We start from the raw sequence: 24151 nt of genomic DNA, 5'->3' as shown, positions 1-24151 counted from the left end.
AAAGGAGCCTGACCTATGGGCGATACGATCTTACGGGTGGATGACATCCAAAAATTTTACGGTAACAAAGGCAACCTGACAAAAGCCATCGACCACATTTCTTTTTCTGTTCGCAAAGGAGAATTTCTCGGCATCATGGGTGCTTCTGGCTCTGGCAAAACCACCTTGCTGAACTGCATTTCCACGATTGATACCGTCACCAGCGGTCATATCTATGTAGAGGAAAAGGATATCACGATGCTGCATAGAGCACAGCTTGCAGATTTCCGTGGGAAAAAGCTGGGGTTTATTTTCCAGAATTTCAATCTTCTGGACACCTTGACCGCCTATGAAAATATCTCTCTAGCCCTTTCCATCGCAGGTGCCAAACCCAGTGAAATAGAGCAGCGTATTCCACAGATTGCCCAAGCGCTGAACATTCAGGATGTATTGGATAAATATCCCTATCAGATGTCTGGCGGTCAGCAACAGAGAGTAGCTGCTGCAAGAGCGATGGTGACAAATCCGGCAATCGTTCTGGCAGATGAGCCGACCGGCGCACTGGATTCCAACTCTTCCCGAATGCTGTTGACAATGTTGACCGAATTGAATGAACGGCTTTCAGCAACGATTCTCATGGTAACGCATGACGCTTTTTCTGCCAGCTATTGCAATCGCATTTTATTTATCAAAGATGGGCAGGTGTTCAACGAACTGCATCGTGGGACGGATACGCGCAAAGAATTTTTTACAAAAATTCTGGAAGTAGTTTCCGTCTTGGGAGGTGAACAGAGTGAACACATATAAGCTGATTTTCCGAAATGTGTGCAAGAACATTCGTGACTATCTGATTTACTTTCTTACGCTGACCCTTTCGGTCAGTTTGTTCTATGCGTTCAATTCCATTTCTGACCAGCCGGCTTTTTCCAATATGGGCATGACTGGCACGCTCTTATATCGTCAGCTCGGCATTATGCTTTCTACGCTTTCCACTATGATTGCGGTTGTTCTGGCTTTTCTGATTCTTTATGCCAATCAGTTTTTATTGAAACGTCGCAAAAAAGAATTAGGCGTGTATATGATGCTCGGCATGAAAAAAGGGCGTATTTCCCGGTTGTTTGCAGGCGAAACGCTTTGTGTTGGCATCATTGCGCTGGGCACAGGATTGCTTTTGGGCTTTTTCTTTTCGCAAGGGTTTTCTTTGATTGCATTGCGGCTTTTTGCAATCAATCTTGAAAAGTTTCGGATCGTGTTTTCAGCCAGAGCGCTTCGCCAGACCGTGTTGTGTTTCACAATCATCTTTTTTATCGTCATGCTTTTCAATATTCGGTCTGTCACCAATGTTAAATTGATCGACCTATTGACGGACGGCAGAAAAAACGAAAGTATGCAGACTGAAAACCGTATCTTGCCGGTTTGTCTGTTCCTGCTCTCACTGCTTTGCATCGGAATTTCTGCCGCGCTGTTCAACAAAAACGGGATTCTGCCATCGCATGAAAATAATCTGTTCCAGTTGGCAGCGGCGGCATTGGTCGCGGGAACTTTTCTGCTGTTCTACTCACTGTCAGCCGTTTTCATGCAAGTAGCAAGTGCAAGGAAATGCTTTTACCTGAAAGGTCTGAATACGTTCCTTGTCCGTCAGATTGGCAGTAAAATCCGAACCAATTATCTTGTGGTAACGGTTGTATGCGGATTGCTGACCATCACGATCTGCGCCGTGTCGATTGGCGCGAGCACAGCGCTTGCTATGAACAAAATGTCTCAATCTGCAACGCCCTATGATTTGAACGTGCTTTCCAATGTTTCTGTTGATGGGGACAGCGATATTGCTGCCTATCTCGCTGCACACGATATTACCATAAGCAACTACGCCAAAGCTACAGAGCAAATCAGTGTTTACGAGGCCGATATGACCTACTCTGAACTATTTGAAGGACAGAAAGTCAAATTTTGGCCAATTGATGAAAAAGTTCCTGACAGCAAGGTTTCCGTAATCTCCATTTCGGACTTGAATCGTGCCTTAGCCATGCAGAACAAAGCACCCATCACGCTGAACGATGGCCAATACCTCTTGAACTGCAACTACAATGGAACGTATCGGTATATTGCTGCTGCATTGCAGAGCCACCCGGAAATCACGGTTGGTGGGGCGACTTTACAGCGTGCAGAAGATAAAGTGTTGCAGGAAACATACATTATGACGTCGGTTGGCAACAATGACCGCGGCACCTTGATTGTTCCCGATTCCGTCACCGCATCACTTGAAAAAGATGTAAATGCGCTTTTGGTGCAATATGAGCCGAATGCAGATTCCAATGAAATTTTGCAAAAGATGATTCCGATTGGATTGGATAGTACACACGGCTATCGGTATGCCGAAAAGAACATGATGTATGAGACATTCTACGGCCTTGATGCCTTGGTGAGCTTCCTTTGCTGCTATATCGGGTTGGTCTTTTTGCTGATTTGCGCCGCACTTCTAGCGTTAAAACAGCTTACCGAAACGACCGACAATGTGTATCGTTATGGCTTGCTGCAAAAGCTGGGTGCAGGCCGCAGGCAAATCGATCATACGCTTTTTGTGCAGACAGTCGTGTTCTTTGCCATTCCGCTAGTCGTCGCTGGCGTGTATTCTGCTTTCCTGATTGGCAAAGCAATGGCTGTGGTGGAAGAATTTATGAATATCCATATCGCAACCAATATCGGACTGACAATCGTCCTTTTCCTGCTTGTCTATGGAAGTTATTTCCTTGCAACGTATCTTTCCTGTAAACGTATTGTCACAGAACAGCGAGAATTGGAGGTCTAAACTATGTTGCCCGAAAATGTAAACTGGAATGCCGTATTGCAAAGCATCACCGACACATGGCTTCCTTTAATTGGTATGATCGCCGCAATTATTTTAGTTGCCATAATCGTCCATGTGGCACAAAAGAATAAAAAGTAAAAACACCTGCCGCACGACGGCAAAAAAAAAAAGCCGTCGTATAGCAGACATATCCGCGCGCCCATTTTGAACCGGCGGCTTTTGAGAAACTCAAGGCCGCCGGTTCTTTTTGCTTATCAAAGCGTTTCATCGTCCGTATGGCGGCCACTAGGAGGATGCCGCCATGCGTCTGATATTCTATCGAACGCCTAGCTTTGAACTGTCAAAAAAAGCCTTGCTCCCGCACAGGGTCAGCAGGGCTTTTACTATGTACTATACGATGTAACTGCTGCGCGTTTCGTGCTGTCATTATGTCCAGTTGGCCGTTTTCGGTCTGCTGGGCTTTTCTATTGCCGCCTGAAAATCTACCTGTTTCAAAAAATATTTTTGGAAATTTTCAAAAAAGCGGGTAGAATCGGGTATTTCAGGTGTCATATTAGCGGAAAGGGAAAAATCCACCCGACATCCCCACGGAAAGGGGGTGAGAAGATGGAAGCTATCCCTCGCAACGATGGCGAACAGTACCGATTCGATGCGTTCTGCAAAGCGGTGCTGCGAAATGAGGCCCGGAACTATCACCGAAATAAGAAACGTCTGCTTGACCGTGAAAAGTCATTCAGCGTTCTGTCGATGGAAGAACTGGGGCAGCTCACGAGTGTAGACCATTATCCGTGTGAAGAATTTGTATTTTCGTCCTACGGCTGTGATCTGCACATCGACAATGAGCTTGTTGCCAATGCGTTTGCCGCTCTGCCAAAGCAAGAACAAAGCATTCTGATTCTGTTTTGTGTTCTGGAACTGGGCGACGGTGAGATTGGCGACCTCATGGGAATGTCCCGGAGTGCTGTTCAACGGCACCGGGCAAAAACGCTGAATGAGCTGCGAAAAAAGCTAAAGGCGCACTTGCCGGAGGGAGGTTAGGCGTAAATGGGCTCCTATGAACACACAAGCAGAGAGCTTTTACCGCTCTCGGTGATTCGCTCTGCCTGCGCTGGGGATACCGATGCTGTTGAACAAGTTTTGCAGCATTACAGAGGTTACATCAACAAGCTCTGTACAGGCGTTCTCTATGACAAGCACGGTCAGCCTCATGTGTGCATAGACGAGTACATGAAACGCCATCTGGAAATCAAACTTATTTCCTCTATTGTGACCAGAGCCGAAACGGTCTGACCCTTTCCACGTTTCGGGACAGCACCTTGAAAAATATGCCCGCAGGACAATGGCGGTGCATCATAGGGCAAACGGACACGTTGCTGTCTGTATCGAGCCGGACGGCGGGTGCGCCAAGATGCTTTTCTTTGAAAAGTGGAGCGATCATCACCACGCCGCAATGCAAGCGCGGCTGCTTGCGGGCCATGACATACCGACAGGCTGATACTCCCTTACCGTCAAAGTCCGAGCGTTCAGAGCGTCGCAGGCAATGAGTAGGGCTGCATGAGGAATGCAGGGGTGAGATTCCCGTGGGTTGCTGCCAGCAGCCATCCGTTGGCTCATTTTTTGATTTTTAAGAAAGGGGATTTTACGATGCAAGCGAAAAAGACAAACCCTGAAAAAACAAAAAATCCAGAGGTGCTTACTCTGGATTCAACTTATCGTATTGGCAATCGCTCCTTTATCGTTGAGCCGGTGTTCAAAGAAGAAAGTTTCCAGACCTTAGGAGAAGTTCTTCTCCGGCTGATGAAATCCGAAAGCGAAAAATTATAATGACCTTTCGGGAGGCAGCGGACAGAGAAAGCGGATTGTGTTATAATATAGGTGTACAAGTGAATTTGCTATTCGACTGTCCCAAGAAAGGAGCGAATATGAAACAGTCGAGTAACAAGAAATCCCGTGAAGCAACCGCTTTTCTCTATGAGCGTCTTTCCCGTGATGATAATTTGGAGGGCGAGAGTTACAGCATCGGCAACCAAAAGAAGCTGCTCACCAAAGTTGCAAAGGAAAAAGGCTATACCAATCTGGTTCACTTTCTGGATGATGGCATTTCCGGCGTGACCATGAACCGTCCCGGTTTCGTTGAAATGATGCAGCAGCTCGAACAAGGGAAAGCCTCCGCTGTGTTCGTCAAAGACCTTTCCCGTCTGGGCCGAAACTATATTGAGGTCGGACGGCTGACAGAAGAATTTTTCCCGGACCATGACATCCGACTTGTTGCCGTTTCGGACAACATCGACACGGCCGAGGGAGAAAATGAACTGGCACCCATCCGAAACCTGTTCAATGAGTGGTATGCCCGCGACATCAGCAAGAAACGCCGTATCAGTAATAAAATCAAAGGCAACTCCGGCGAACCGATGGGACTTCCTCCCTATGGGTATATCAAGGACCCGAACAATCCCAAGCATTGGGTCGTTGATGAAGAAGCTGCACAAGTTGTCCGGCGCATTTTTGATATGACGTTGGAGGGCTTTGGCACGGAACAGATTGCCACCCAGTTTGAAAAGGAAGGCATCCTGACGCCGCAGGCCTACTGGATTCAGAAAGGCATCGGCCGTCCCGGAAGGAGCAAGATTCGTCCAGCAACCAAGTGGAATGGTTCCACGATTACCCTTCTTCTGTATCAGCAGGAGTATTGTGGAGATGTTTTGAATTTCAAAACCTACTCCAAATCCTACAAGAATAAGAAGCGGATTCATAACGACCCGGAAAATTGGGTAGTGTTCCAAAATGTTCACGAACCCATTATTGAACGTGCCGTGTTTGAACAGGTACAGCAGAAGCGTGGAAAGATGCGCAAACGCCGTACCAGCAACGGAGAACACAATATGTTCTCCGGCCTGCTTGTCTGCGCAGACTGCGGCTGCAATCTGCACTTCCACTTCAATCAGGGCAACCCGGAAATCAAGTATTTCAACTGCTCCAACTACAAGGGCAACCGTGGCACCTGCCAATCCACCCACTACATCCGGGTAGACTTTCTGGAAGAAGTGGTGCTGGGCGAGATTCGGCGGCTGACCAAGTTTGCCAGCCTCTATGAGGACGACTTTTTGAAGGCTGTTATCGGGCACTCCCAGCAGGCAGACGAAGCCGACCGCAAGCTGAAAGAGAAAGAGTTGAAAGCACTCCTTGCCCGTGATGAAGAACTGGACGGCCTCTTTGAGCGCATCTATGAGGACAATGTTTCCGGCAAGATCTCTGATGAACGCTTTTCCAGAATGTCCCGGAGATATGAGGACGAGCAAAAGGAGCTGACCGAGAAAATCAAACAGCTCCGCTCCGAAATCGAAAAGCAGAGCAGCCGAACTATGACAACGGATATGTTTATCAGTCTAGTTCGCAAGTACACCAGAGCAAAAAAGCTGACACCCCGGATGCTGAATGAACTGGTGGAAAAAATCGAAGTGTTCAATGCAGAAAAGGTCAACGGTGTATGGGAGCAGCGGCTCCGCATTCACTACAACTGCGTGGGCACCATCGAGATTCCAAGTGCCCTTCCTTTGCCGACACCCGATGTGTCGGTGAATACAAGAAAAGGCGTAGTTGTGAACTACGCCCCTTGTGATGTCGCTATTTAGCAAATAAAAAATGACGAATGTTCTTTGACAGCTAAATGCTGTAAGAACATTCGTCATGGTGCGGATAAGAGGACTTGAACCTCCACCGAGTTGCCCCGATTAGAACCTGAATCTAACGCGTCTGCCAATTCCGCCATATCCGCATATTCTGTTGTGTTCCTGCGCCGTGGCGCCGGGAACGATAGTTATTATACCAGATGCAGCAGAATTGTCAAGCATTTTTTTGAAAAACTTTTCATCTTTTTGGAAAGGATCATACTTTCGCATTTTTTGCAGACAGCGCGGCTGTTACTGTGCAGGCGTTTTTGCGGTGCCTTGCGTGCGCTGTGCACGGTTTTGGGTTTGACAGGGTTTTCGCGGCGATGTAGAATAGAGGTACTGTTTTCTTACAATTATATAGAGGAGCGTTTTGCCATGCTGTATTTTGAAAACGACTACTGCGAGGGTGCACATCCCGCCATTCTGCAAAAGCTGACCGAGACCAACTTTGAAAAGGTCTCCGGCTACGGCACCGACCCCTACTGCGCCAGCGCCCGCGAGAAGATCCGCGCCGCCTGCGCCTGCCCGGAGGCCGATGTGCAGTTCATCTCCGGCGGCACCCAGAGCAACGCTATCGTCATCGCGTCCATGCTGCAGCGGTGGCAGGGCGTAGTGGCTGCTGCCACCGGTCATGTAGCCGGGCACGAGGCAGGTGCCATCGAGTACACCGGCCACAAGGTCATCACCCTGCCCCAGCACAACGGCAAGCTGGACGCTGCCGAGCTGCGGGCACTGGTGGCCACCTTCTACGCCGATGACAACCACGACCACATGGTGTTCCCCGGCATGGTATACATCTCCCACCCCACCGAGTACGGCACCCTGTACACCAAGGCGGAGCTGGAAGCCCTGCACGCTGTGTGTCAGGAGTACAAGATGCCGCTGTTCCTCGATGGTGCACGGCTGGGCTATGGTCTGGCTGCCGAGGGCACGGACGTGACGCTGGCCGACCTTGCCCGGCTGACCGATGTGTTCTACATCGGCGGCACCAAGGTGGGTGCGCTGTGCGGCGAGGCTGTGGTGTTCCCCCACGGCGCACCGGCGCACTTTATGACCATGGTCAAGCAGCAGGGCGCACTGCTGGCAAAGGGGCGGCTGCTGGGCATCCAGTTTGACGTGCTGTTCACCGATGACCTGTATTTCTCCATCAGTAAAAACGCCATTGCCACCGCCAACCGCCTGAAGGCCGGTTTTGCGGCAAAGGGCTATCGCTTCTTTATGGACTCCCCCACCAACCAGATCTTCCTTGTACTGGAAAACGCCCAGCTGGCTGCGCTGGAAGGCAAGGCAAAGTTCGGCTTCTGGGAGAAGTTCGACGACACCCACACCGTGGTGCGCATCGCCACCAGCTGGGCTACCCGCATGGACGAGGTGGAAGCGCTGATCGACCTGATGTGATCCTACGCTCCTTTTGAGGGTATAACGTTTTGAATGCCCTCCGCGTTGCTCTGGGCATTTTTAGCGGAAAAGCATTTATAATTTTGGGACAGCGGAGCGTCTGCGGACGCTCCGCTGTCCCGTTTTCACGGAAAAGGCTCAGAAGCACCTGTCGGCGCTTCTGAGCCTTTTTTATTTTTCTTCTGTATTCCACGGCTGCGGGGTGCTTTCCACCGACTGACCGGGGACGGCAAGGGCGCGCTCCATCAGCAGGGCAAGGTAGGCGTCCTGCAAGGCGTCTGCCAGCGGATACACCTCTGCCCCGCCGGCAAGATAGCCCTGCATCCTGTCCAGAAAACAGGCGATGGCGGTCTCGTCCTCGTTAAGCCCTGCCTGCGCGGCGGCAGCTGCCAGCGGGTCGGGCAGCGGGGTCAGTTGACGGCACACCGGCTCCCCGGCGGCATCCAGACAGCGCAGGGTGTCGTCGAACACTTCGCCCCGCTCTCCCTGCACACTGGTGTGGGTGCTGCGCAGATAGGAGTGGTACTGCACACCGTTAAAATCCAGAAACGCTGTGCCGCCGCCTGCAAATTCCAGCGTGTGCTGCTGCAAGGTCTTTTCCACCAATGCGCCGTTATGCACCGCACCCCAGCGGGAATCCGTTTCGATGATCTTTTCCGTCCAGCTGCGTCCGATCACCCGCACCGGCTGCTGCCCGGCGTTCAGGAACTGCCGCGCCAGACTGACCGCGTGGTAGCCGTGCGCCACCGACAGCCGGGCAAACTGCGGCGTGCCCAGCGCGCCGCTGTGCACCGCCGCCAGCCGTTTTGCCAGCGTGGGGTACAGCCAGTACTGTTCTGCAACCTGCAGCTTTGCGCCCTGCTGGTGCAGCTGCCAGAGGGCGCGCAATGCGTCCTCCTCCAGCGCCGCCGGGGTCTCGCTCAGCACGGCAAAGCCCCGGGCAAGCCATTCGGTGCTGACGGCGGCGATGGACGCTTTATTCACTGCCACCACCACGAAATCCGGGTGCAGGGCAATGCACTGCTCCGCCGAGGTGCTTACCGGCACGCCGTACTCCCGGTGCATTTTTTCGGCCTTTTCCTCGGTGCGGCAAAGCATGGCGCACAGCTCGAACCGTTCCGGCAGCGCCTGCGCGATGCGCCAGTAAAACAGCGACCGCCAGCCGGAGCCTACTACGATAAACCGCAGCTTATCCATTTGCCTGTTCCTCCTGAATATGCTTTTGCAGTTCCTGTTCAAACCGGTCTGCGTCCAGCGGCAGGGTGAGCTTTTCCCCCAGCCATGCGGACAGGTAAGCCGCATCGGTCAGTTCCAGCGCCCGCACGCCCTCCACGCCGGGGGCGGTCAGGGGCGTGCCGTGCAGGATGGCGTCCGCAAAGTTTGCCAGCATCTCCGGGTAAGGCTCTGCCTGCGGCGCGAACTGCTCGGTGGTGGTGGTCTCGGTGAGCTGCTGGCGCTCGGTGCAGTCTGCGGTACGGCGGTAGGTCTCGGTGTCTGGCGTGTAGGTGTGCAGGGTGAGGGTGTCCTCTTCCAGCAGGGCGGTGCCCTTGGTGCCCACGATCTCCAACCGCTCGGTGTAGCTGCCCTCGCCGGTGGAAAGGATAAAGGTTGCCGTGCGCTGCTGCGGGTACTCCATGAGCAGGGTGGCTTCGTCGTCCACCATGAAATCGTTATACTTTCCGTAGGGTATCACAGCATAAATACTGGTCGGCATCCCGAACAGCCACTGCCAGATATCCAGAATGTGCTGGCCCTGATTGAGCAGCGCACCGCCGCCCTCCCCTGCCCAGCTGGAACGCCAGCTGCCGGAGCGGTGGTACATCCATGTGCGGAAGTAGCGGCTGTTTTCCAGCTGCACCCGCTTGATCTCGCCCAATGCCCCATCATCCAGTAATTTTTTAAGCCGCATATACTTTTTGTAGCGGCGCTGATGGAACATCATGGCAAAAACAAGGCCGCTTTCCTTGGCGGCGCGGTTCATTTCCAGCGCCGGTGCCAGCGCGTTTGCGCTGGGCTTGTCGCACAAGACGTGCTTGCCGTGGGCAAAAGCCTGCATCACCAGCGCCGGGTGGGTCTTGTGCGGGGTGACCACCAGCACGGCGTCAAACTCTTCTGCATAATCGTACAGCTGGTCGGCGCTGGGGCACACCCGCACCGTATCCGGCAGGGTATCCTTTGCCCACTGCTGCGCCCCGGCGCTGCGGCAGACCACGGCGGTCAGGCGCAATGCGCCCGCCTTTCCCTCTGCGATCATCTGGGCATACTTGCGCCCCATGACCCCTGTACCGATAACGGCTGCGCGTACTTCCTGCATGATAGTCCCTCCTGTTTTTCCACAATGCGTTTTGTTATGGGGGAAAACTGCCTTTCACCCCTTCAATTTTGCTTCAATGGCGGCTTTATCCAGCCCCTCGCCGATGACGATGACTACCTCCTGCCCCTGCGGGATAGGCGCAAGGGTGCAGCCGGCGGCGGTGGCGTTCAGCTCCAGCCAGCCGCCTGCCGGGGCGGGCGCAAAGCCCTTTACCCGCAGCACCTGCCCGCACTCGGGCGCTGCGAACAGCCGCTGTGCGGCGGTCTGCAGCTGCTGTGGGGTGAGGTGCAGTTCCAGAAAGCAAAGGGAGGTAAAGGCCGCGTGCTGGTCAAAATGCAGCTTTTCGCAGCTGGCCTGCCGGTAGCCGCAGGCGGCAAGGGCGGCAAGGTCGGCATCGGTCAGAGCGTCCCAGTCCTTGGCAAGGATCTCCCCCGGCGCAAAGCGGCGGGAAGATTTTGCGGCTTCCAGTGCACGCTCCAAGTGGGCAGCGGCGGCGGCGCACTGGGCGGGCGCTGCCAGCTGGGCACGGCTCAACAGCACGCAGCCCGCGTTCATGGTCTCGGAGGCCAGCAGATACTCTGCCTGCGGCGAAAGCGTTTCCGGCAGAAGGGCGTCCACGATGGCGATGACGCTGCCCAGCTGATACCACCGGTCCAGCGGGTCGTCCCGCAGGATATCGAAAAACTCGTCCACATCAAAGATGCCGCTGGGCTCCACCACCACCCGGTCAAAGCCGCGCATGGCCATGGCGATGAGTTTGGTGCGCATCCGGCGCTGGTGGGTGTCGCAGTCGCAGCCGCCGCTGATGGTCTCCACATCGCAGCCGGGACCCAGCACCTCCTGCACCAGCATGGCGTCCACGTTCACCGCGCCGAAGTCGTTTTCCAGAATGCACACCTTATGCCCCTGCTGTACCAGATACCGCACATAGCGGCGCAGAAAGGTGGTCTTGCCTGCGCCCAAAAAGCCGGTGATGAGATCCACTTGAACCATATCTTTTTACCTCCGTTGCAAAAACCCTCCCAGCGCCGCAGCGCCCGGGAGGGCATATATTTCAGTCTTTTTTCCGGCGCTGCAACTCCTGGATGATCCCCGCTGCTTCCGGCGCGATCGCTCCCGGCACAATGGCCGGGCGCGCCAGGAAATAGCCCTGCAAAAGGTCTGCGCCCAGCTCGATGACCGTGCACAGCTCGGCGGCGGTCTCCACGCCCTCGGCAACGATCTTCATGCTGCGGGGGTGGGCGTAAGCCACCATATTGCGCAGGATCTGCTGCTTGTCCGGCGAGGTATCAATGCCACGGATGATGGTAATATCCACCTTGACGAACCGGGGTGCAAGCTGCAATAGCGTATTCTCGTTGGAATAGCCGCTGCCGTAATCGTCCAGTGCAAACATCCCGGAAAAGCCCGGTGCATTGCGCTTTTTCTCCAGTGCTTCGTAGTCGATGGCTTCCTCTTCGGTGATCTCAATGACCATGCGGCGGCGCAACTCATGCCAGCGGCTGTCTATATAATCAACATCCGCCTGCGTCAGGCAGGTGTTGGCGATGGAGTTGACAAAGAGCATGGCATCCCCGGACACGCTGCCCGCCCGGCACAGGCTGTCGAAGGTCTCCAGCGCCTTGGTAAAGGTGAGGCGCTCGATCTCGTACAGTGCCCCCTGCTCCCGCGCCAGCTTCATGATGGTGGCCGGGGAGCGCAGGGTGGGCAGGTCGGAGCGCATCAGCGCCTCGTAGGCGACTACCCTGCCGCTGCGCGCCGAGAAGATGGGCTGGAAGCAGTAGAACACCTGCGCATTGCTGAGCAGCTGCCGGAACTCCCTGCGGGTGCGCTCGGCGTAGGCTTCGCGGTTGTACACCCCGATGTCGAACTCCTCCACCCGGCCCTTCTCCGAATGCTTGACCTGATACATGGCAAAGTCGGCGTATTTTTTTAAGGTCTCCCAGTCCTGCCCATCGTCCGGGTACCACGCAATGCCGCCGGAAAGGCTGATGTGCAAGGCGTTGCCGCTGGGCAGCAGCGCCACGCTCTGCTGCATGGCCTTCGTCAGGCGGTCGATCTTTTCCCGCACTGCGTCCCGGCTGCGGTAGCCGTGGAACAGCACAAGGAACTCGTCGCCGGAAAGGCGGGCGCAGACCGTCCCGGCGGGGGTATTGTCCCGCAGGCACTGACCGGTGCGGCGGATGTACTGGTCGCCCCAGTCGTGGCCGTAGGTATCGTTGATGTGCTTGAGGTTATCCAAGTCCATCATCATCAGCGCCGCCACGCCCATGCGCTCCGGCGCGGCAAACAGCTCGGTGCACACCCGGTTGAAGGCCTGCCGGTTGTACAGCCCGGTCAGGATATCATGATCGCGCTCGTGCTCGATGCGCTTCCGTTCCAGCACAGCGGCGGTCACGTCCTCAGCAAGGCCGATCTTGGCGTGCCCCTCGATGGTGCTGCGCAGCATGATGTACCGCACCCCGTCCGGCTGCTGGATGGTCAAAAGCTCGTCGCCCTCGGCGGTGTGGTCACAGGGATTCTTTTCCCGGATGCCCTTGAGCACCTCCTCGAACCGGCGCACGCTCAGCGGCTCGTCCTGCATCTCGGGCTTGCCCAGCAGGGAGAAGAAATTATCGGTCACAAACACGCTGCCGGTGTCGGTGCGCAGCTCGTAGCCGCCGATCTCCACACTGGCCATATCCATGATGCGCAAAAACTTGGTGGAGTTGGTCACCAGCTCCTTGTTCAGCTGGGTAATGGTCTCGGCAAAGCGGTCCACCTCCCGGATGGCGGTGCGGGACAGGCGGGGGAAGGTCTTTTTCTCCTGCGCGTCTATCACCTCGCGGTACAAACGGTTGATGGGTCTGGCCAGCCGTGCCGAGACCAGCAGGCTGCCCAAAACGCTCAGCACCAGCGTGATCGCTATGGTGGTCAGCAGCACCTCGCGCACCCGGCTGGAAAAAGCCAGCAGCACCGACTGCTCCATGGTACCGGCCAGAAACCACTTTTCGGCGGCAAAGGGCGCGTTGCGGTTATACACCTGCAGCGGCTCCAGCACCATATAATAGCGCTTATCGTTCAGCTCCACCCAGTTGCCGCCGTTGCCGTTGCTGCGGCAGTTCAAAACGCCCAGCGGTGCATCTGCCGTTACCAGATCCTCGCCGGAGGTCACGGTCTTGCGCAGGGAGAGTACGCCGTCCGTCAGCGCATCATCGGTAGTGGTCACGATAAAATAGGTGCCTGCCTTGTCCTCGTCCAGCTCGGTGAAGGGCAGCTTTGTCTGCAGATAGTCCGTGAGCAGTTCCACGCCCACCACGCCGTATACCGTGCCGTCCGGCAGGATCAGCGGCATGGAGTAGGCAATGGCGTGCCGGTCGTCCCCGGCCAGACAGTAGGAGTTGGTGGTCCAGCGGCCATAGCTTTCCGCCGAAAGGCCGGCATCGCTCTTATACGCGGTCTGAAATACCGTGCGCAGGATGCCACCCTTGGTATCTCCCTGATAGGGGAAAGCGGGCTGCCAGCCCTTATCCGTGCCGATGGCCAGCTCTTTTACCACTGTGGCGCTGGCGCGTTCCAGCAAAAGGTCGCTGTTGCGCTCCGAAGGGCGGGCGTCCGGGTCCATATCCCGCAGGTAGATGCCGGGCATTTTTTTGCCCACCTCGCAGGTGTCCAGATCGTGGGTGTTCAGGATGAGAAAGATGCCAGTCACCTGCTTTGTGCGCAGGGTGTCCAGAAGCCGCGGGGCAAGGGCTACCAGCAAAGCATCGCTCTGTTCGCTGCTGTTATCCAGCGTGTCCAGCGAGATATCGCCGCTTTTCAGCAGCTGCTGGGTGGTGGCGGTGATCTGCTCGCTCAGCCGCTCCAGATCCTCCGCGTTCCGCAGGATCTCCTGCACATAGCTGGCGCGGTTGCGCACCCGCATGGTAAGCAGATCCTTGGCGTTTTCGTCCAGCTGCCCGGTCACGTTGATGGCAAGGATGCTGGCGGCCGACATCAGCAGCTCCACCGCCAGCACCAGCATCATGGTAGCAAAAATATTGTAGAACACGGTTCTTTCCGGTCTGTTTTCCAAGCGCTGCCGCTGGCGCTGTTTCCATGCGTCAAACATCGCCCTGCCTCCTTTCCGTCTTTTTTGCGGGCGGTCAGCCCTCGTACTGCTGTAACTGCGCAAGGGTGGCCTGATACCACGCCTCAAAATAGTCGTCGGTCAAAAACTCTGCCGTGGCTGCCTCCGCGCTCTGGCCTGCGGCGATGCGTTCCAGCACCGTGTCCCGGTGGTCACCGGCAGATAGCCCGACTCCACCGCGAAAGCGATGTTATTCTGCGGCTCGGTGAACCACTTTAAAAAAGTGACTGCGCCGTTGATCTCGGCCTCGGTGCCGCTGCCGAGACCGCAGCCGCCGCCAGAAAGCTGCGGCGCGAGATCTTGTTCTTCATCCCATACCCTCCCGGAGTATGCAGGCGCATTTTACCCCATACCATACTATTTTATATAATACCACCGTTTCCGGCATAGTGTAAACTCTTTCTTAAGAAATATGGTAAAAAAGTGCAGATGACGAATTTTCGTCTTATTTTTTGGTGGTTCTGCCAAAAGCACGCATCCCCTATAAAAAAATGGGATAGCGGAGCGTCCGCAGACGCTCCGCTATCCCGAAGTAAAAATAATTATTCCTCTGAAGATGCGCAGAGCACAGCGGCGCGCATGCAAAGCCAGTCTCGTTACATGCGTATCCGCTGCGCGGCGCGGGCGATGGAGGCCAGCAGGGTCACAAGGCGCTTTTCGTCCATCTGGCCGCAGTAGGTGGTAAAGGTGTAGTAGCACCCCTGCACGCAGAAGGAAAGCACCACCTTGCGCACTACGTCCGTCTCAAAGGTGGGGTCGGTCTGGGCGATGCACTGGCACATGGCCTGCTCCACCCGGTTGATGAACAGCCCCTGCCGGGAGCCGGAGAAGAGCACGCTGATCTCGGCCTGATGCGCGGTGAAGGCGCGGAACATCTCCCGCGCAAGCCACTCGGTGCGCTCGCTCACATCGCTGGCGGTCAGGCGGGGCAGGCTTTCCACCACCGCGTGCACCATCTCGTCCTCCATGGCGTTGGCCAGCGCATAGATATCCTGATAATGGGCGTAGAATGTGGATTTATTGATGCAGGCGCGGTCGCACAGCTCCTTGACACGGATCTTTTCCACCGGCTTTTCGCGGCGCAGCTCCATAAAGGCCTGCTTGATGGCGCGCTCGGTCTTTTCAATGCGGATATCCAGAAAACCCACCTCTTTTGCATTTTTGTTGATTTTCCAACATTTTTCCGGTTTTGCGGATAGACAAGCCCCGCAGCCCTTTTTATACTGGGTATAAGCGGAGCGGCGTTACTCCTTGCGGTACAAAAGCCCCTGCTGCTCCAAAGCCGTGCGGATGCGGGCAAAGGTGTCCTTGTCCGGGCAGCGCAGGGTGTGCAGGTGCACACCGCCGGTCATGCGGCTCAAAAGGCTCTCGGGTGCATCGGCTGCCTGACGGATAAAGTTATCCACGTCGTACCGGTTGCACAGGTTCAGCGTGGCGCGGATCTCGCCGTACAGGCTGTTTTCCACCGCCACATCCACCACCGTGCCGCCCTGATCCACCACGGTGTACAGCTCCCGTCGCATCTCCTCCTGCGTGCGGTGCACACAGGCCAGAATGCCGGTATAGCCCTTCTCCGCCGGGTGCAGCTGGTAGCCCCGGGGGGTGGCATCGATCTGCGCCCCACCGGCGCGCAGCAGCGCCACATCCCCTACCACGATCTGCCGCGACACCCCCAGCTCGGCCGCCAGCGTGCTGGCGCTTAAGGGGGCACCGGCACTGTTCAGCCGGGTCAGGATGCGTTCTCTGCGCTGTGCTGCATTCATAGGGGGTCAGGCTTCCTTTCCGTAAAACGACTTTTCTCTCCTTATTGTAGCAAAACGCGGCAAAATGTGCAAGGTTATTCCAATCTCAGCTTTCTGAACAAAGGCTTCCCCCGGAAGGGGGAAACCTATCTCCAAAGGGTAAAGGCTTTTGCGCCGGTCACGCCGCAGGCGTTGCTTTATTCCAATCTCAGCAGGGTGGCGTAATTGGAGGGCAGCTGCACCTTCATGCGGTTCCACTCGGTGGAGACCAGCACCTCCTGCGCACCCACGGTGTCCGCCAGCAGGTCGGTGACCTTGGCGGTTTCCACCGGCAGCTGGAACTCCAGCTGTGCGGGGGTATCGCCGTTGTTCAGCACCGCCACCACGGCCTTGCCGTCCAGCACCCGGGCAAAGGCGTAGCACTGGGTGGTGAGCTGCAATTCCTTTACCTCGCCGTAGGTCATTTCCGGCAATTCAGCCTTGCATTTCCCCAGCGCTTTGTATACACTGGTAACAGGATTTGTACGTTCTGCATCGGCGTAGTCACTGAGCTCCAAGCAGGGACGCAGCGGCCAGTCGCTGCCCCACTCCTTTTTGCCCTCGATACCGAACTCTGAGCCGTAGTAGATGGACGGAATGCCCCACAGGCTGTACACCAGAATGGCAATATGCCGGATGTGCTCCCGGTTGCGCAACTTGTTGGGCAGGCGCTCCACATCGTGGTTATCCGAGAAGAGATACAGCCGGGTGTCGTGGCACAGCCCCTGCAGACGGCGCATGGTGTGGGCGATTTCAAAATAGTTGTGGTCGTTGTGGCCGCTCCACAGGCCCTTGTGCAGCTCGTAGTTGGTCACGGAGTGCAGCATTTCCGGGTTTGCCCAGCGGCTGTAATCGCCGTGGATGACCTCGCCCATCAGCCAGAACTCCGGCTTTACCTCGTTTGCCAGACGGCGCAGCCCGCGCATGAAGTCGAAATCCAGCACGTCCGCTGCGTCCAGACGGATGCCGTCGATGTCGAACTGCTCCACCCAGAAGCGGACGGTATCATAATGGTACTGCTGCACCTCCGGGTTGCGCTGGTTCAGCTTGACCAGCAGGTTGTAGCCGCCCCAGTTGCCGTAGGAAAAGCCGTCGTTATACTCGTTGTTGCCCCAGAAGTTCACATCGCAGAACCAGTCCTTATAGCGGGCGTTCTCGCGGTTTGCTTTCAGGTCCTGGAACGCGAAGAAATCGCGGCCCACATGGTTGAACACGCCGTCCACGATGACCCGCTGCCCGCGGGCGTGGCAGGCCGCCACAAAAGCCTTGAACTCCTCGTTGGTGCCAAGGCGGCGGTCCACCAGACGGTAGTCGATGGTATCATAACCGTGGGAGCCGCTCTCAAACAGCGGGCCGATGTAGATGGCTGTACAGCCCAGCTTTGCCGCGTGGGCTGCCCATGCTTCCAGCTTTGCAAAAGCGCCCGGGGTGGGCTGGCCGTCGTTTTCGTGCGCACAGCCGCACAGCCCCAGCGGATAGATGTGATAAAATACTGCTTCGTCATACCAAGCCATGATCATTCGCTCCCATTCTATTGCTCTAAAAAGTTGCACCGCCCGCAAGGCGGTAGCAACAGTATACCACACCCTCTGGCAAATATGTGTATTTTTGCTGATTTTTGTCAAGATTCGCTAAGATTATCGGCCACTGTGCCGGTAAAAAAGCGTTTTTCTTGGATAGTTTGCCCAAACAGCCTTGTATCAACCGGCGCACACCGCCGGTCAACATAGAGAAGTAAGGAGATCTTTGCATGAATTACCCTGTGATCCCCCGCACGTTTTTCAGTGGCGACTGCTTCGATGCCTACCGCATTCTGGGTGCGCACCCCTGCACCGACCCAAACGGCGCCGAGGGCTGGCGTTTTGCCGTGTGGGCACCCGGTGCCACCGCCGTGGAGGTGTGCGGCGGCTTTGACGGCTGGGAGCGCGGCGTGCCCATGGAAAAAGCCGATACCGGCGTGTGGAGCGCTTTTATCCCCGGCCTTGCGGAAGGAGATCTGTACAAATACCGCGTGCATGGCGCGGACGGCAGCGCCGTGATGCGCAGCGACCCCTACGCCTTTGCCACCGAGCTGCGCCCCGGCACCGCCAGCAAACTGACAAAGCTGGATTTCACCTTTGACGACACCGCGTGGATGGAGCGGCGGGACAAATGCCGCAACCGCCCGCTGAACATCTACGAGCTGCACGCTGGCAGCTGGAAGCACAAGCCCGGCGCAACCCGGCCGGACGGCTCGGACGGGTGGTACAACTACGAGGAGCTGGCGCGGGAGCTGATCCCGTGGCTGCTGGAGCACCACTTTACCCATGTGGAGCTGCTGCCGCTGGCCGAGCACCCCTTTGACGGCAGCTGGGGCTACCAGACCACCGGCTACTTCTCGGTGACCAGCCGCTACGGCACCCCTGCCCAGTTTGCGGGCTTTGTCAACGCCTGCCACCGCATGGGCATCGGCGTCATCATGGACTTTGTGCCGGTGCACTTTGCCGCCAACGCCGACGCACTGGCAAAGTTTGACGGCACCTACCTGTACGAGTACGACAGCGACGTGGGACAGAGCGAGTGGGGCACCTGCAACTTCAACTACTACCGCCGGGAGGTGTGCAGCTTTTTGAGCAGCGCCGCCGGGCTGTGGATGGACGTGTACCACTGCGACGGCATCCGCATGGACGCCATCTCCCGGGCGCTGTACTGGCAGGGCGACCCCAACCGGGGCGTGAATCAGGGCGCGGTGAACTTTTTGCGCAGTTTGAACCACGGGCTGAACGAGCGCTGGCCCACCGGCATCTACATGGCGGAGGACTCCACCAACTTTTTAAAGGTGACCGCCCCCACCCGCTACGAGGGCGTGGGCTTTGACTACAAGTGGGATATGGGCTGGATGCACGACACGCTGGACTACTTTGCCACCCCCTTCGGCGAGCGCCCGGGCTGCTACGGCAAGCTGCTGTTCAGTATGCACTACTTCTACAACGAGCTGTATCTGCTGGCGCTGAGCCACGATGAGGTGGTGCACGGCAAAAAGACCATCATTGACAAGCTATGGGGCAGCTACGCGGAAAAATGCGCCCAGCTGCGCACCCTGTATTTTTATATGTATACCCATCCCGGCAAAAAGCTGAACTTTATGGGCAACGAGCTGGCACATTTCCGGGAGTGGGACGAAAAGCGGGAGCTGGACTGGAATCTGCTGGAATACCCCTTCCACGATGCCTTCCAGAAGTACTTTGCAAACCTGTGCCGCGTCTACGCCTCCGAGCCTGCCCTGTATGATGGCGAATACAACCCGGACTGCTTTGAGTGGGTGGCAAACGAAAGCTGCGCCGAGGGTGTGTACGCATGGCTGCGCAAAGGGCGCGGGCAGAACCTGCTCTGCGTGATGAACACGCAGGACCACGCCCACAAAAAGTTCCCCCTGTACCTCAAGTTCCCCTGCAGCGCAGAGCTGGTGCTGGACACCGAGGCCGGCACTTGGGGCGGCGTGCACAAGGCGCACCGCAAGCAGAGCTTCCACACCACCGACGGCGGCGTGTTCGGCCGGGACTATACCCTGACGCTGGACCTGCCCGCCATGGGCAGCTATCTGCTGCGGCTGTCCCCGGAAGCCCCGAACCCGGACGCCGCCCGCCTGAGCGCCAACAGGGCGCTGGCGCAAAAGCGCAAGGCGGCAAAGGCTGCTAAGGCCGCTGCGGAAGTTTCCGATAAGTAATATTTACGCAAAAATGTCCCGTCTGCTTTGAAAGCGGCGGGACATTCTGCATTTTTCGCCGCCGGGGTGCTGGACAGTGCCCGGGGGAGTTGTTATACTGTAAGGTGTGAAATTTTGCAAGGAGGGTCCTATTCCATGTCCGAACCCATTACGAAGCCCCGCGTTTCCGCTGCGGCGAAAATCGTGCTGGTGCTGGCGGCAGCAGCGGTGCTGCTGGCCGTTTTTGCGCTGGCTGCGCCCGGCAGCAAGTTCTTTTTCCCGCTGGTGAGCCTGTGGTGCAACCTTGCCCTGTTTGCCTGTGTGCTGCTGGTGCTGCGGGTGGCGGGAATCAAATTTGACCTCTTCCACAAGGCGGTGCTCGTCGGCGTGTGGGCGGCGGCGCTGGTCTACTTTTTCTGGGCGCTTGGCCGCCGCAGCTTTGTGTATATCTGGGATTACGTCAACTACATCAACAAACAGTACTGGGCCGAAGCTGCCTTTCTGCAAGGCCCGGCGGCGGGCTTCCAGTTCATCTTCGGCTCCTTTGCCGAGGACTACACCAACTTCATCACCCTGTTTCTGGAGTTTCCCTTCTGCCTGAGCGACCGCACCGGCGACAGCTTTGCCTTTTGTCAGGTGTTCAGCGTCCTGCCCATGCTGCTGGTGCTGCTGGCGGGGCTTACCATCAAGGTAGGGCAGATGCTGCGGGTGAAAAACCGCTTCTGGTACTTCCTCATCGGCATGACCTGGATGGTCACCTACCCGTGGCTGCGCATGAGCGCCATGCTCAGCCAGCCGGACTGGTTCGGCCTCATCTTCGGCTTCAGCATTCTGCTGCTCACGCTGGACTTCCGGTTTGAAAAGCTGGAGCCGGTGCGCTTTTGCCTTTTGTTTGCCGCCACGGCAGCCATCATCCTTTCCCGCCGGTGGTACTTATATTTTGTGGTGGGCTACTACTTTGCCTACGCGGTGCTGGTGCTGGTAAGCAGCGCGCGCATTGCCCGCGCCGGGCAGAAAAAGCAGGCGCTTTTGCAGGTGCGCAATCTCGTGCTGTTCGGCCTGATGAGCATGGTGGCCATGCTCATCCTGCTGTGGCCGATGGTCAGCCGCATCCTCGCTTACAGCTACGCCGAGCGCTATTCCTACTATAACGGCGGCGGCTTTGCAGCCGAGATCAGCCTGCAGTTCTGGCGCATGGGTCTGATGAACCTTGTGCTCGTGGGCATGGGGCTGTGGTTCAGCCTGAAAAAGCGCAAAATGCCCGCGCTGCCCTGCCTTGCCGGGCTGGAGATCCTGCTGAGCATGCTGCTGTTCACCCGCATCCAGAACACCGGCTCCCACCAGATGCTGCTGTTCCTCCCGGGGTGGTTTCTCCTGTTTTTGCTGGGCGCGGCCGCGCTGGCCGAGGGCATCAGCCGCTTCCGGGCGGCAAAGGTCGTGTTCTGGGTGTTCACCCTCGTGTTTGCCACCTCGGTGCGCTGCTCTCCCCTGACCACCATTGCCCTGCCGGGCTTTCTGGTGGATCACTTCCCGCTGGCAGTCACCGAGGAGTTCGTCCGGCTGGACAAGCTGATCTATGACCGCAAGGATCTGCCGCAGATCAAGGCCATTGCCAACTGGATCGACACCCACTGCACCGAGGGCGAGATCAGCTACATGATCCCCCACGATATGCTGTACTGCCCGGATCACTTCAAGAACTGCCAGCTGCCCGCAACCCCCATCAACGATAAGCTGGCCTTCGGCTTCTCGGTGCCGGGCACCCACAACTTCCCCATGCAGTTCTTCGAGGCCAAATATGTCCTCACCGCCGACCCCTTCCCCCAGACCTTTGTGGGCAACGGCGAGATGTCCCACAAGCTGAACGAGAGGTTCCTTGCGGTGCGGGACGAGTACTTTGCGCTGGAAGCCACCTTTGATATGGGCAACGGCACCACCTTTACCATCTGGCGGCGCACCGTGGCCCCCACCCGCGCCGAGGTGGAGTACTACCTGAGCGCCTTTAAAGAAGAAGATGCCCAGTACCCGGAGATGTTCTCCCAGATCGCAGAAAGCTGGCTGGCCGCCCGCGGGCTGTAACGCCGCTTTTGTAAAAAGGAGTGTTCGACTATGGAACAAACTGCAAACACCATGCCCGCTGCCACTTTGGGGCAGTACAAGGGGCTTGCCTTCACCCGCCGGGTGCGCCCGGTATCGGATAAGGCCGTAGAGGCGGATATCGGCAATCTGGCGCGGGTCCACGCGCCCTTTGTGCCCACTGACGCGCCCGCCGCCCGCGGGATGCGGGTCACGCTGGATTTCGAGGGCTTTCTCGCGGGTGCTTCCATCCCGGACAGCCGGATGGAAGCCGTGACCGTAGTGCTGGGCACCGGGCAGCTGATGCCCGCCGCCGAAGAAGCGGTGTACGGCCACTGCGCAGGCGAGACTTTCCGCTTCGATTTCACCTACCCTGCCGACTTCCGGGTGCCGGAGCTTTCCGGCAAGACCGCGCAGTTTGAGATCTGCCTGCACACGGTGGAGCGCAAGCAGGTGCCCCCCGTGGACGATGCCCTTGCAAAATCGCTGGGCTATGCGGACTTGGAGGCCCTGCGGGAGAGCCTGCGGGAGAAAAAGCGCCTTTCCCACGAGGCCAACGCCGACCGCATTGCCGGGGCGGCGCTGCTGGATATGGCAGGCGCGAACCTGACCGTGGAGCTGCCCGCAGAGCTGCTGGCGCAGAACGCAGAATATCAGATGAACCAGCTGCGCCAGCGGCTGCGCAAGAGCCAAATGACCATGGAGCTCTACTGCAAGAGCGCCGGGCTGACCCCGGAGCAGGTGCGGGAGGGCTACCGCAAGGAAGCCGAGCGCCAGCTGCGGGCCATGCTGGCAGTGCGCGCCATCGCTGAAGCCGAAAAAATCACCGTGACCCAGCAGGAGGTGGACGCCGAGATCGCCCGCCTTTCCAAGCTGCACGACACCCCGGAAGAAGAGATCCGCAAGGTGCTCAGCCGGGACGCCATCGCCGCCGCCGTGACCAACCAGAAGGTGCAGCGTTTCCTGCTCGACCACGCCGCCCTTACCTCTGTTGTGGAAAAGGAGTAAGACCATGGGCTTTTTTACCAGAACTGCAATGGATGCCCTGATGAAGACCAGCCATCCCGAGATCAACCGCCGCCAGTGCTGGAATTTGCACCCCCACCGCAAGCCCTGCACGACCTGCAAGGACATCTGCCCCTACGGCGAGGAGATCTTTACCCGCCCGAACCTCGTCAAGGACTGGGACCCCTGCACCGACTGCGGACTGTGCGTTTCCGCCTGCCGCAGCGGCTGCATTGCGCCTTCGCCCGAGCAGGTGCAGCGGGATACCGCCGCAGCGGACACCGACAACGATACCATCTGGATCGGCTGTGAGAAGTCCAGCCGCAAGAACACCGTGGTGCGCAGCTGCATCTGTGCCCTCTCGTGGGAGGCGCTGGCGTATCTGGCGCTGAACAAAAAGATCGTGCTGGATTTGACCCCCTGCGGGCAGTGCGAGAACGACCTGTGCGCCGAGCAGCTGCGCAAGGAGCTGACCCGCCTTGTGGACTTTTTCGGTCAGCCGATGTTTGAAGCGCGGTTCTCGCTGGCATACGAGGAAAAGGAGTACCCCTACCATGTGCAGGAGCTGACCCGCCGCGAGATGCTGGAACAGGTGAGCCACGGCTCCAAGAGCGGCACCAAAAAGCTGCTGCAGATGCTGCCCGGTCTGCGCAGCGAAGAGGACAGCGGGGTGGACTTCCGCCTGCTGCTGCACCAGCGCACAAAGCAGCTGAAAGCCGCCATGGAAACGCCCCTGCAGTACGGCTACTATATGCCCAAGTTCACCGACAACTGCTTTGGCTGCGGCCGGTGCGAGAAAGCCTGCCGCGCCAACGCCCTGAAGTTTGAGGAGATGCCCAATGGCCAGACCCGCATGGTGCTTACCCCGTGGAAGTGCAGCGAGTGCGGCGTGTGCATGAACGTATGCTCCAACAAGGGCTTTGACGGCATGAAGCTGTACCAGCTGACCACCCTTGGCCCCGTGGTGCTGTACAAGTGCACCAAGACCCTGTGCAAGCAGTGCGGCAAGCCCATTGCCCCGGACAGCGCCGAGGGTCTGTGCTCGGTGTGCCGCATCAAGGCGCGCACCCTGAAACGGCAGGAGGAGGCACGTCAGCGCGCCGAGCAGCTGAAGGCCGAGCGCGCCGCCAAGGCCGCCGAGGAGGCCGCCAAGGCAGCGGAAAACGCTGTCGGAACCGCTGCGGAAGCCACCGCCGAGGCCACGGCCCAGACCGTGGAGACCGCTGCCGCCCTGCCGGAGACCATCCCCGCCGGGCAGAGCGCTGCCCCTGCCAATGTAACTGCACCTGCCCTTGGAGAGCCGGTCTCCGAATGATGATAAAGAA

General features: G+C 57.4%; 21 protein-coding genes and 1 tRNA gene. 11 read left to right on the top strand and 11 right to left on the bottom strand.

Annotated elements, in window-relative coordinates; genetic code table 11:
- Positions 1 to 15 precede the first annotated feature (15 nt).
- Together C7J97_RS11140 and C7J97_RS11135 are read left to right on the top strand one after the other, a co-directional pair.
- Complete coding sequence (locus C7J97_RS11140; protein ID WP_113993078.1) at positions 16 to 786, top strand: ABC transporter ATP-binding protein; 771 nt, start codon at positions 16 to 18, stop codon at positions 784 to 786.
- Positions 773 to 2788 carry an FtsX-like permease family protein gene (locus C7J97_RS11135; RefSeq protein WP_113993077.1) on the top strand — a complete coding sequence of 672 codons (2016 nt, stop codon included), beginning with the start codon at positions 773 to 775 and terminating at the stop codon, positions 2786 to 2788. The genes C7J97_RS11140 and C7J97_RS11135 overlap by 14 nt, the downstream gene beginning before the upstream one ends.
- 88 nt (positions 2789 to 2876) lie before the next feature.
- Here the strand turns inward: C7J97_RS11135 and C7J97_RS15050 are convergent, their stop codons facing one another.
- Complete coding sequence (locus tag C7J97_RS15050; protein WP_170126666.1) at positions 2877 to 3056, bottom strand: hypothetical protein; 180 nt, start codon at positions 3054 to 3056, stop codon at positions 2877 to 2879.
- Between the two features lie 338 nt (positions 3057 to 3394).
- Between C7J97_RS15050 and C7J97_RS11130 the strand changes: the two genes are divergently transcribed.
- From C7J97_RS11130 to C7J97_RS11110, 4 genes are all read left to right on the top strand, one after another.
- Entirely contained in the window at positions 3395 to 3826 is a 432-nt protein-coding gene (locus C7J97_RS11130; protein ID WP_113993076.1) for a sigma-70 family RNA polymerase sigma factor, read from the top strand.
- A gap of 6 nt (positions 3827 to 3832) precedes the next feature.
- Complete coding sequence (locus tag C7J97_RS11125) at positions 3833 to 4078, top strand: helix-turn-helix domain-containing protein (RefSeq protein WP_113993075.1); 246 nt, start codon at positions 3833 to 3835, stop codon at positions 4076 to 4078.
- Between the two features lie 264 nt (positions 4079 to 4342).
- Complete coding sequence (locus tag C7J97_RS11115) at positions 4343 to 4612, top strand: hypothetical protein (protein WP_113993074.1); 270 nt, start codon at positions 4343 to 4345, stop codon at positions 4610 to 4612.
- A gap of 98 nt (positions 4613 to 4710) precedes the next feature.
- On the top strand, positions 4711 to 6420 hold the full coding sequence (locus tag C7J97_RS11110) for a recombinase family protein (protein ID WP_113993073.1): 1710 nt from the start codon (positions 4711 to 4713) through the stop codon (positions 6418 to 6420).
- A gap of 56 nt (positions 6421 to 6476) precedes the next feature.
- Here the strand turns inward: C7J97_RS11110 and C7J97_RS11105 are convergent.
- Positions 6477 to 6563 (bottom strand) — tRNA-Leu (locus C7J97_RS11105).
- 271 nt (positions 6564 to 6834) lie between these two features.
- On the opposite strand from C7J97_RS11105, the gene C7J97_RS11100 reads away from it, so the two are divergent.
- Positions 6835 to 7857 (top strand): threonine aldolase family protein, encoded by a 1023-nt coding sequence (locus C7J97_RS11100; RefSeq protein WP_113993072.1) that lies wholly within the window; start codon positions 6835 to 6837, stop codon positions 7855 to 7857.
- A gap of 171 nt (positions 7858 to 8028) precedes the next feature.
- On the opposite strand, the gene C7J97_RS11095 is transcribed toward C7J97_RS11100, so the two are convergent.
- From C7J97_RS11095 to C7J97_RS11060, 9 genes are all read right to left on the bottom strand, one after another.
- The gene (locus C7J97_RS11095; RefSeq protein WP_113993071.1) at positions 8029 to 9054 is read right to left on the bottom strand and encodes a Gfo/Idh/MocA family protein; all 1026 of its coding nucleotides are present in this window, start codon (positions 9052 to 9054) and stop codon (positions 8029 to 8031) included.
- Complete coding sequence (locus C7J97_RS11090; RefSeq protein ID WP_113993070.1) at positions 9047 to 10171, bottom strand: Gfo/Idh/MocA family protein; 1125 nt, start codon at positions 10169 to 10171, stop codon at positions 9047 to 9049. The genes C7J97_RS11095 and C7J97_RS11090 overlap by 8 nt, the downstream gene beginning before the upstream one ends.
- A gap of 54 nt (positions 10172 to 10225) precedes the next feature.
- On the bottom strand, positions 10226 to 11164 hold the full coding sequence (locus C7J97_RS11085; protein WP_113993069.1) for a GTP-binding protein: 939 nt from the start codon (positions 11162 to 11164) through the stop codon (positions 10226 to 10228).
- 61 nt (positions 11165 to 11225) lie between these two features.
- Positions 11226 to 14261 (bottom strand): putative bifunctional diguanylate cyclase/phosphodiesterase, encoded by a 3036-nt coding sequence (locus tag C7J97_RS11080; protein WP_113993068.1) that lies wholly within the window; start codon positions 14259 to 14261, stop codon positions 11226 to 11228.
- A 34-nt stretch (positions 14262 to 14295) separates the two neighbouring features.
- Entirely contained in the window at positions 14296 to 14418 is a 123-nt protein-coding gene (locus tag C7J97_RS15520; RefSeq protein ID WP_278320579.1) for a hypothetical protein, read from the bottom strand.
- Between the two features lie 76 nt (positions 14419 to 14494).
- Positions 14495 to 14590 (bottom strand): twin-arginine translocation signal domain-containing protein, encoded by a 96-nt coding sequence (locus tag C7J97_RS14880; protein WP_147232769.1) that lies wholly within the window; start codon positions 14588 to 14590, stop codon positions 14495 to 14497.
- A gap of 285 nt (positions 14591 to 14875) precedes the next feature.
- Positions 14876 to 15427 (bottom strand): TetR/AcrR family transcriptional regulator, encoded by a 552-nt coding sequence (locus tag C7J97_RS11070; protein ID WP_097782328.1) that lies wholly within the window; start codon positions 15425 to 15427, stop codon positions 14876 to 14878.
- A 96-nt stretch (positions 15428 to 15523) separates the two neighbouring features.
- The gene (locus C7J97_RS11065; RefSeq protein ID WP_113621426.1) at positions 15524 to 16042 is read right to left on the bottom strand and encodes a transcription repressor NadR; all 519 of its coding nucleotides are present in this window, start codon (positions 16040 to 16042) and stop codon (positions 15524 to 15526) included.
- A 176-nt stretch (positions 16043 to 16218) separates the two neighbouring features.
- Positions 16219 to 17580, bottom strand: a complete 1362-nt coding sequence (locus C7J97_RS11060; RefSeq protein WP_097778647.1) for an alpha-amylase family glycosyl hydrolase — start codon at positions 17578 to 17580, stop codon at positions 16219 to 16221.
- A gap of 230 nt (positions 17581 to 17810) precedes the next feature.
- Between C7J97_RS11060 and glgB the strand changes: the two genes are divergently transcribed.
- From glgB to C7J97_RS11040, 4 genes are all read left to right on the top strand, one after another.
- Positions 17811 to 19766 (top strand): 1,4-alpha-glucan branching protein GlgB, encoded by a 1956-nt coding sequence (gene glgB / locus C7J97_RS11055; RefSeq protein WP_113993067.1) that lies wholly within the window; start codon positions 17811 to 17813, stop codon positions 19764 to 19766.
- 135 nt (positions 19767 to 19901) lie between these two features.
- Positions 19902 to 21824 (top strand): hypothetical protein, encoded by a 1923-nt coding sequence (locus C7J97_RS11050; RefSeq protein WP_113993066.1) that lies wholly within the window; start codon positions 19902 to 19904, stop codon positions 21822 to 21824.
- Between the two features lie 30 nt (positions 21825 to 21854).
- Positions 21855 to 22829, top strand: a complete 975-nt coding sequence (tig, locus tag C7J97_RS11045) for a trigger factor (protein ID WP_113993065.1) — start codon at positions 21855 to 21857, stop codon at positions 22827 to 22829.
- 4 nt (positions 22830 to 22833) lie between these two features.
- Complete coding sequence (locus C7J97_RS11040) at positions 22834 to 24141, top strand: 4Fe-4S dicluster domain-containing protein (protein ID WP_113993064.1); 1308 nt, start codon at positions 22834 to 22836, stop codon at positions 24139 to 24141.
- Positions 24142 to 24151: the final 10 nt, after the last annotated feature.

It is taken from the genome of Faecalibacterium prausnitzii, assembly GCF_003324185.1.
GTDB classification, from domain to species: domain Bacteria; phylum Bacillota; class Clostridia; order Oscillospirales; family Ruminococcaceae; genus Faecalibacterium; species Faecalibacterium prausnitzii.
Note: the sequence above shows the minus strand (reverse complement) of the source record. Positions and strands in the feature narration are given on the sequence as shown.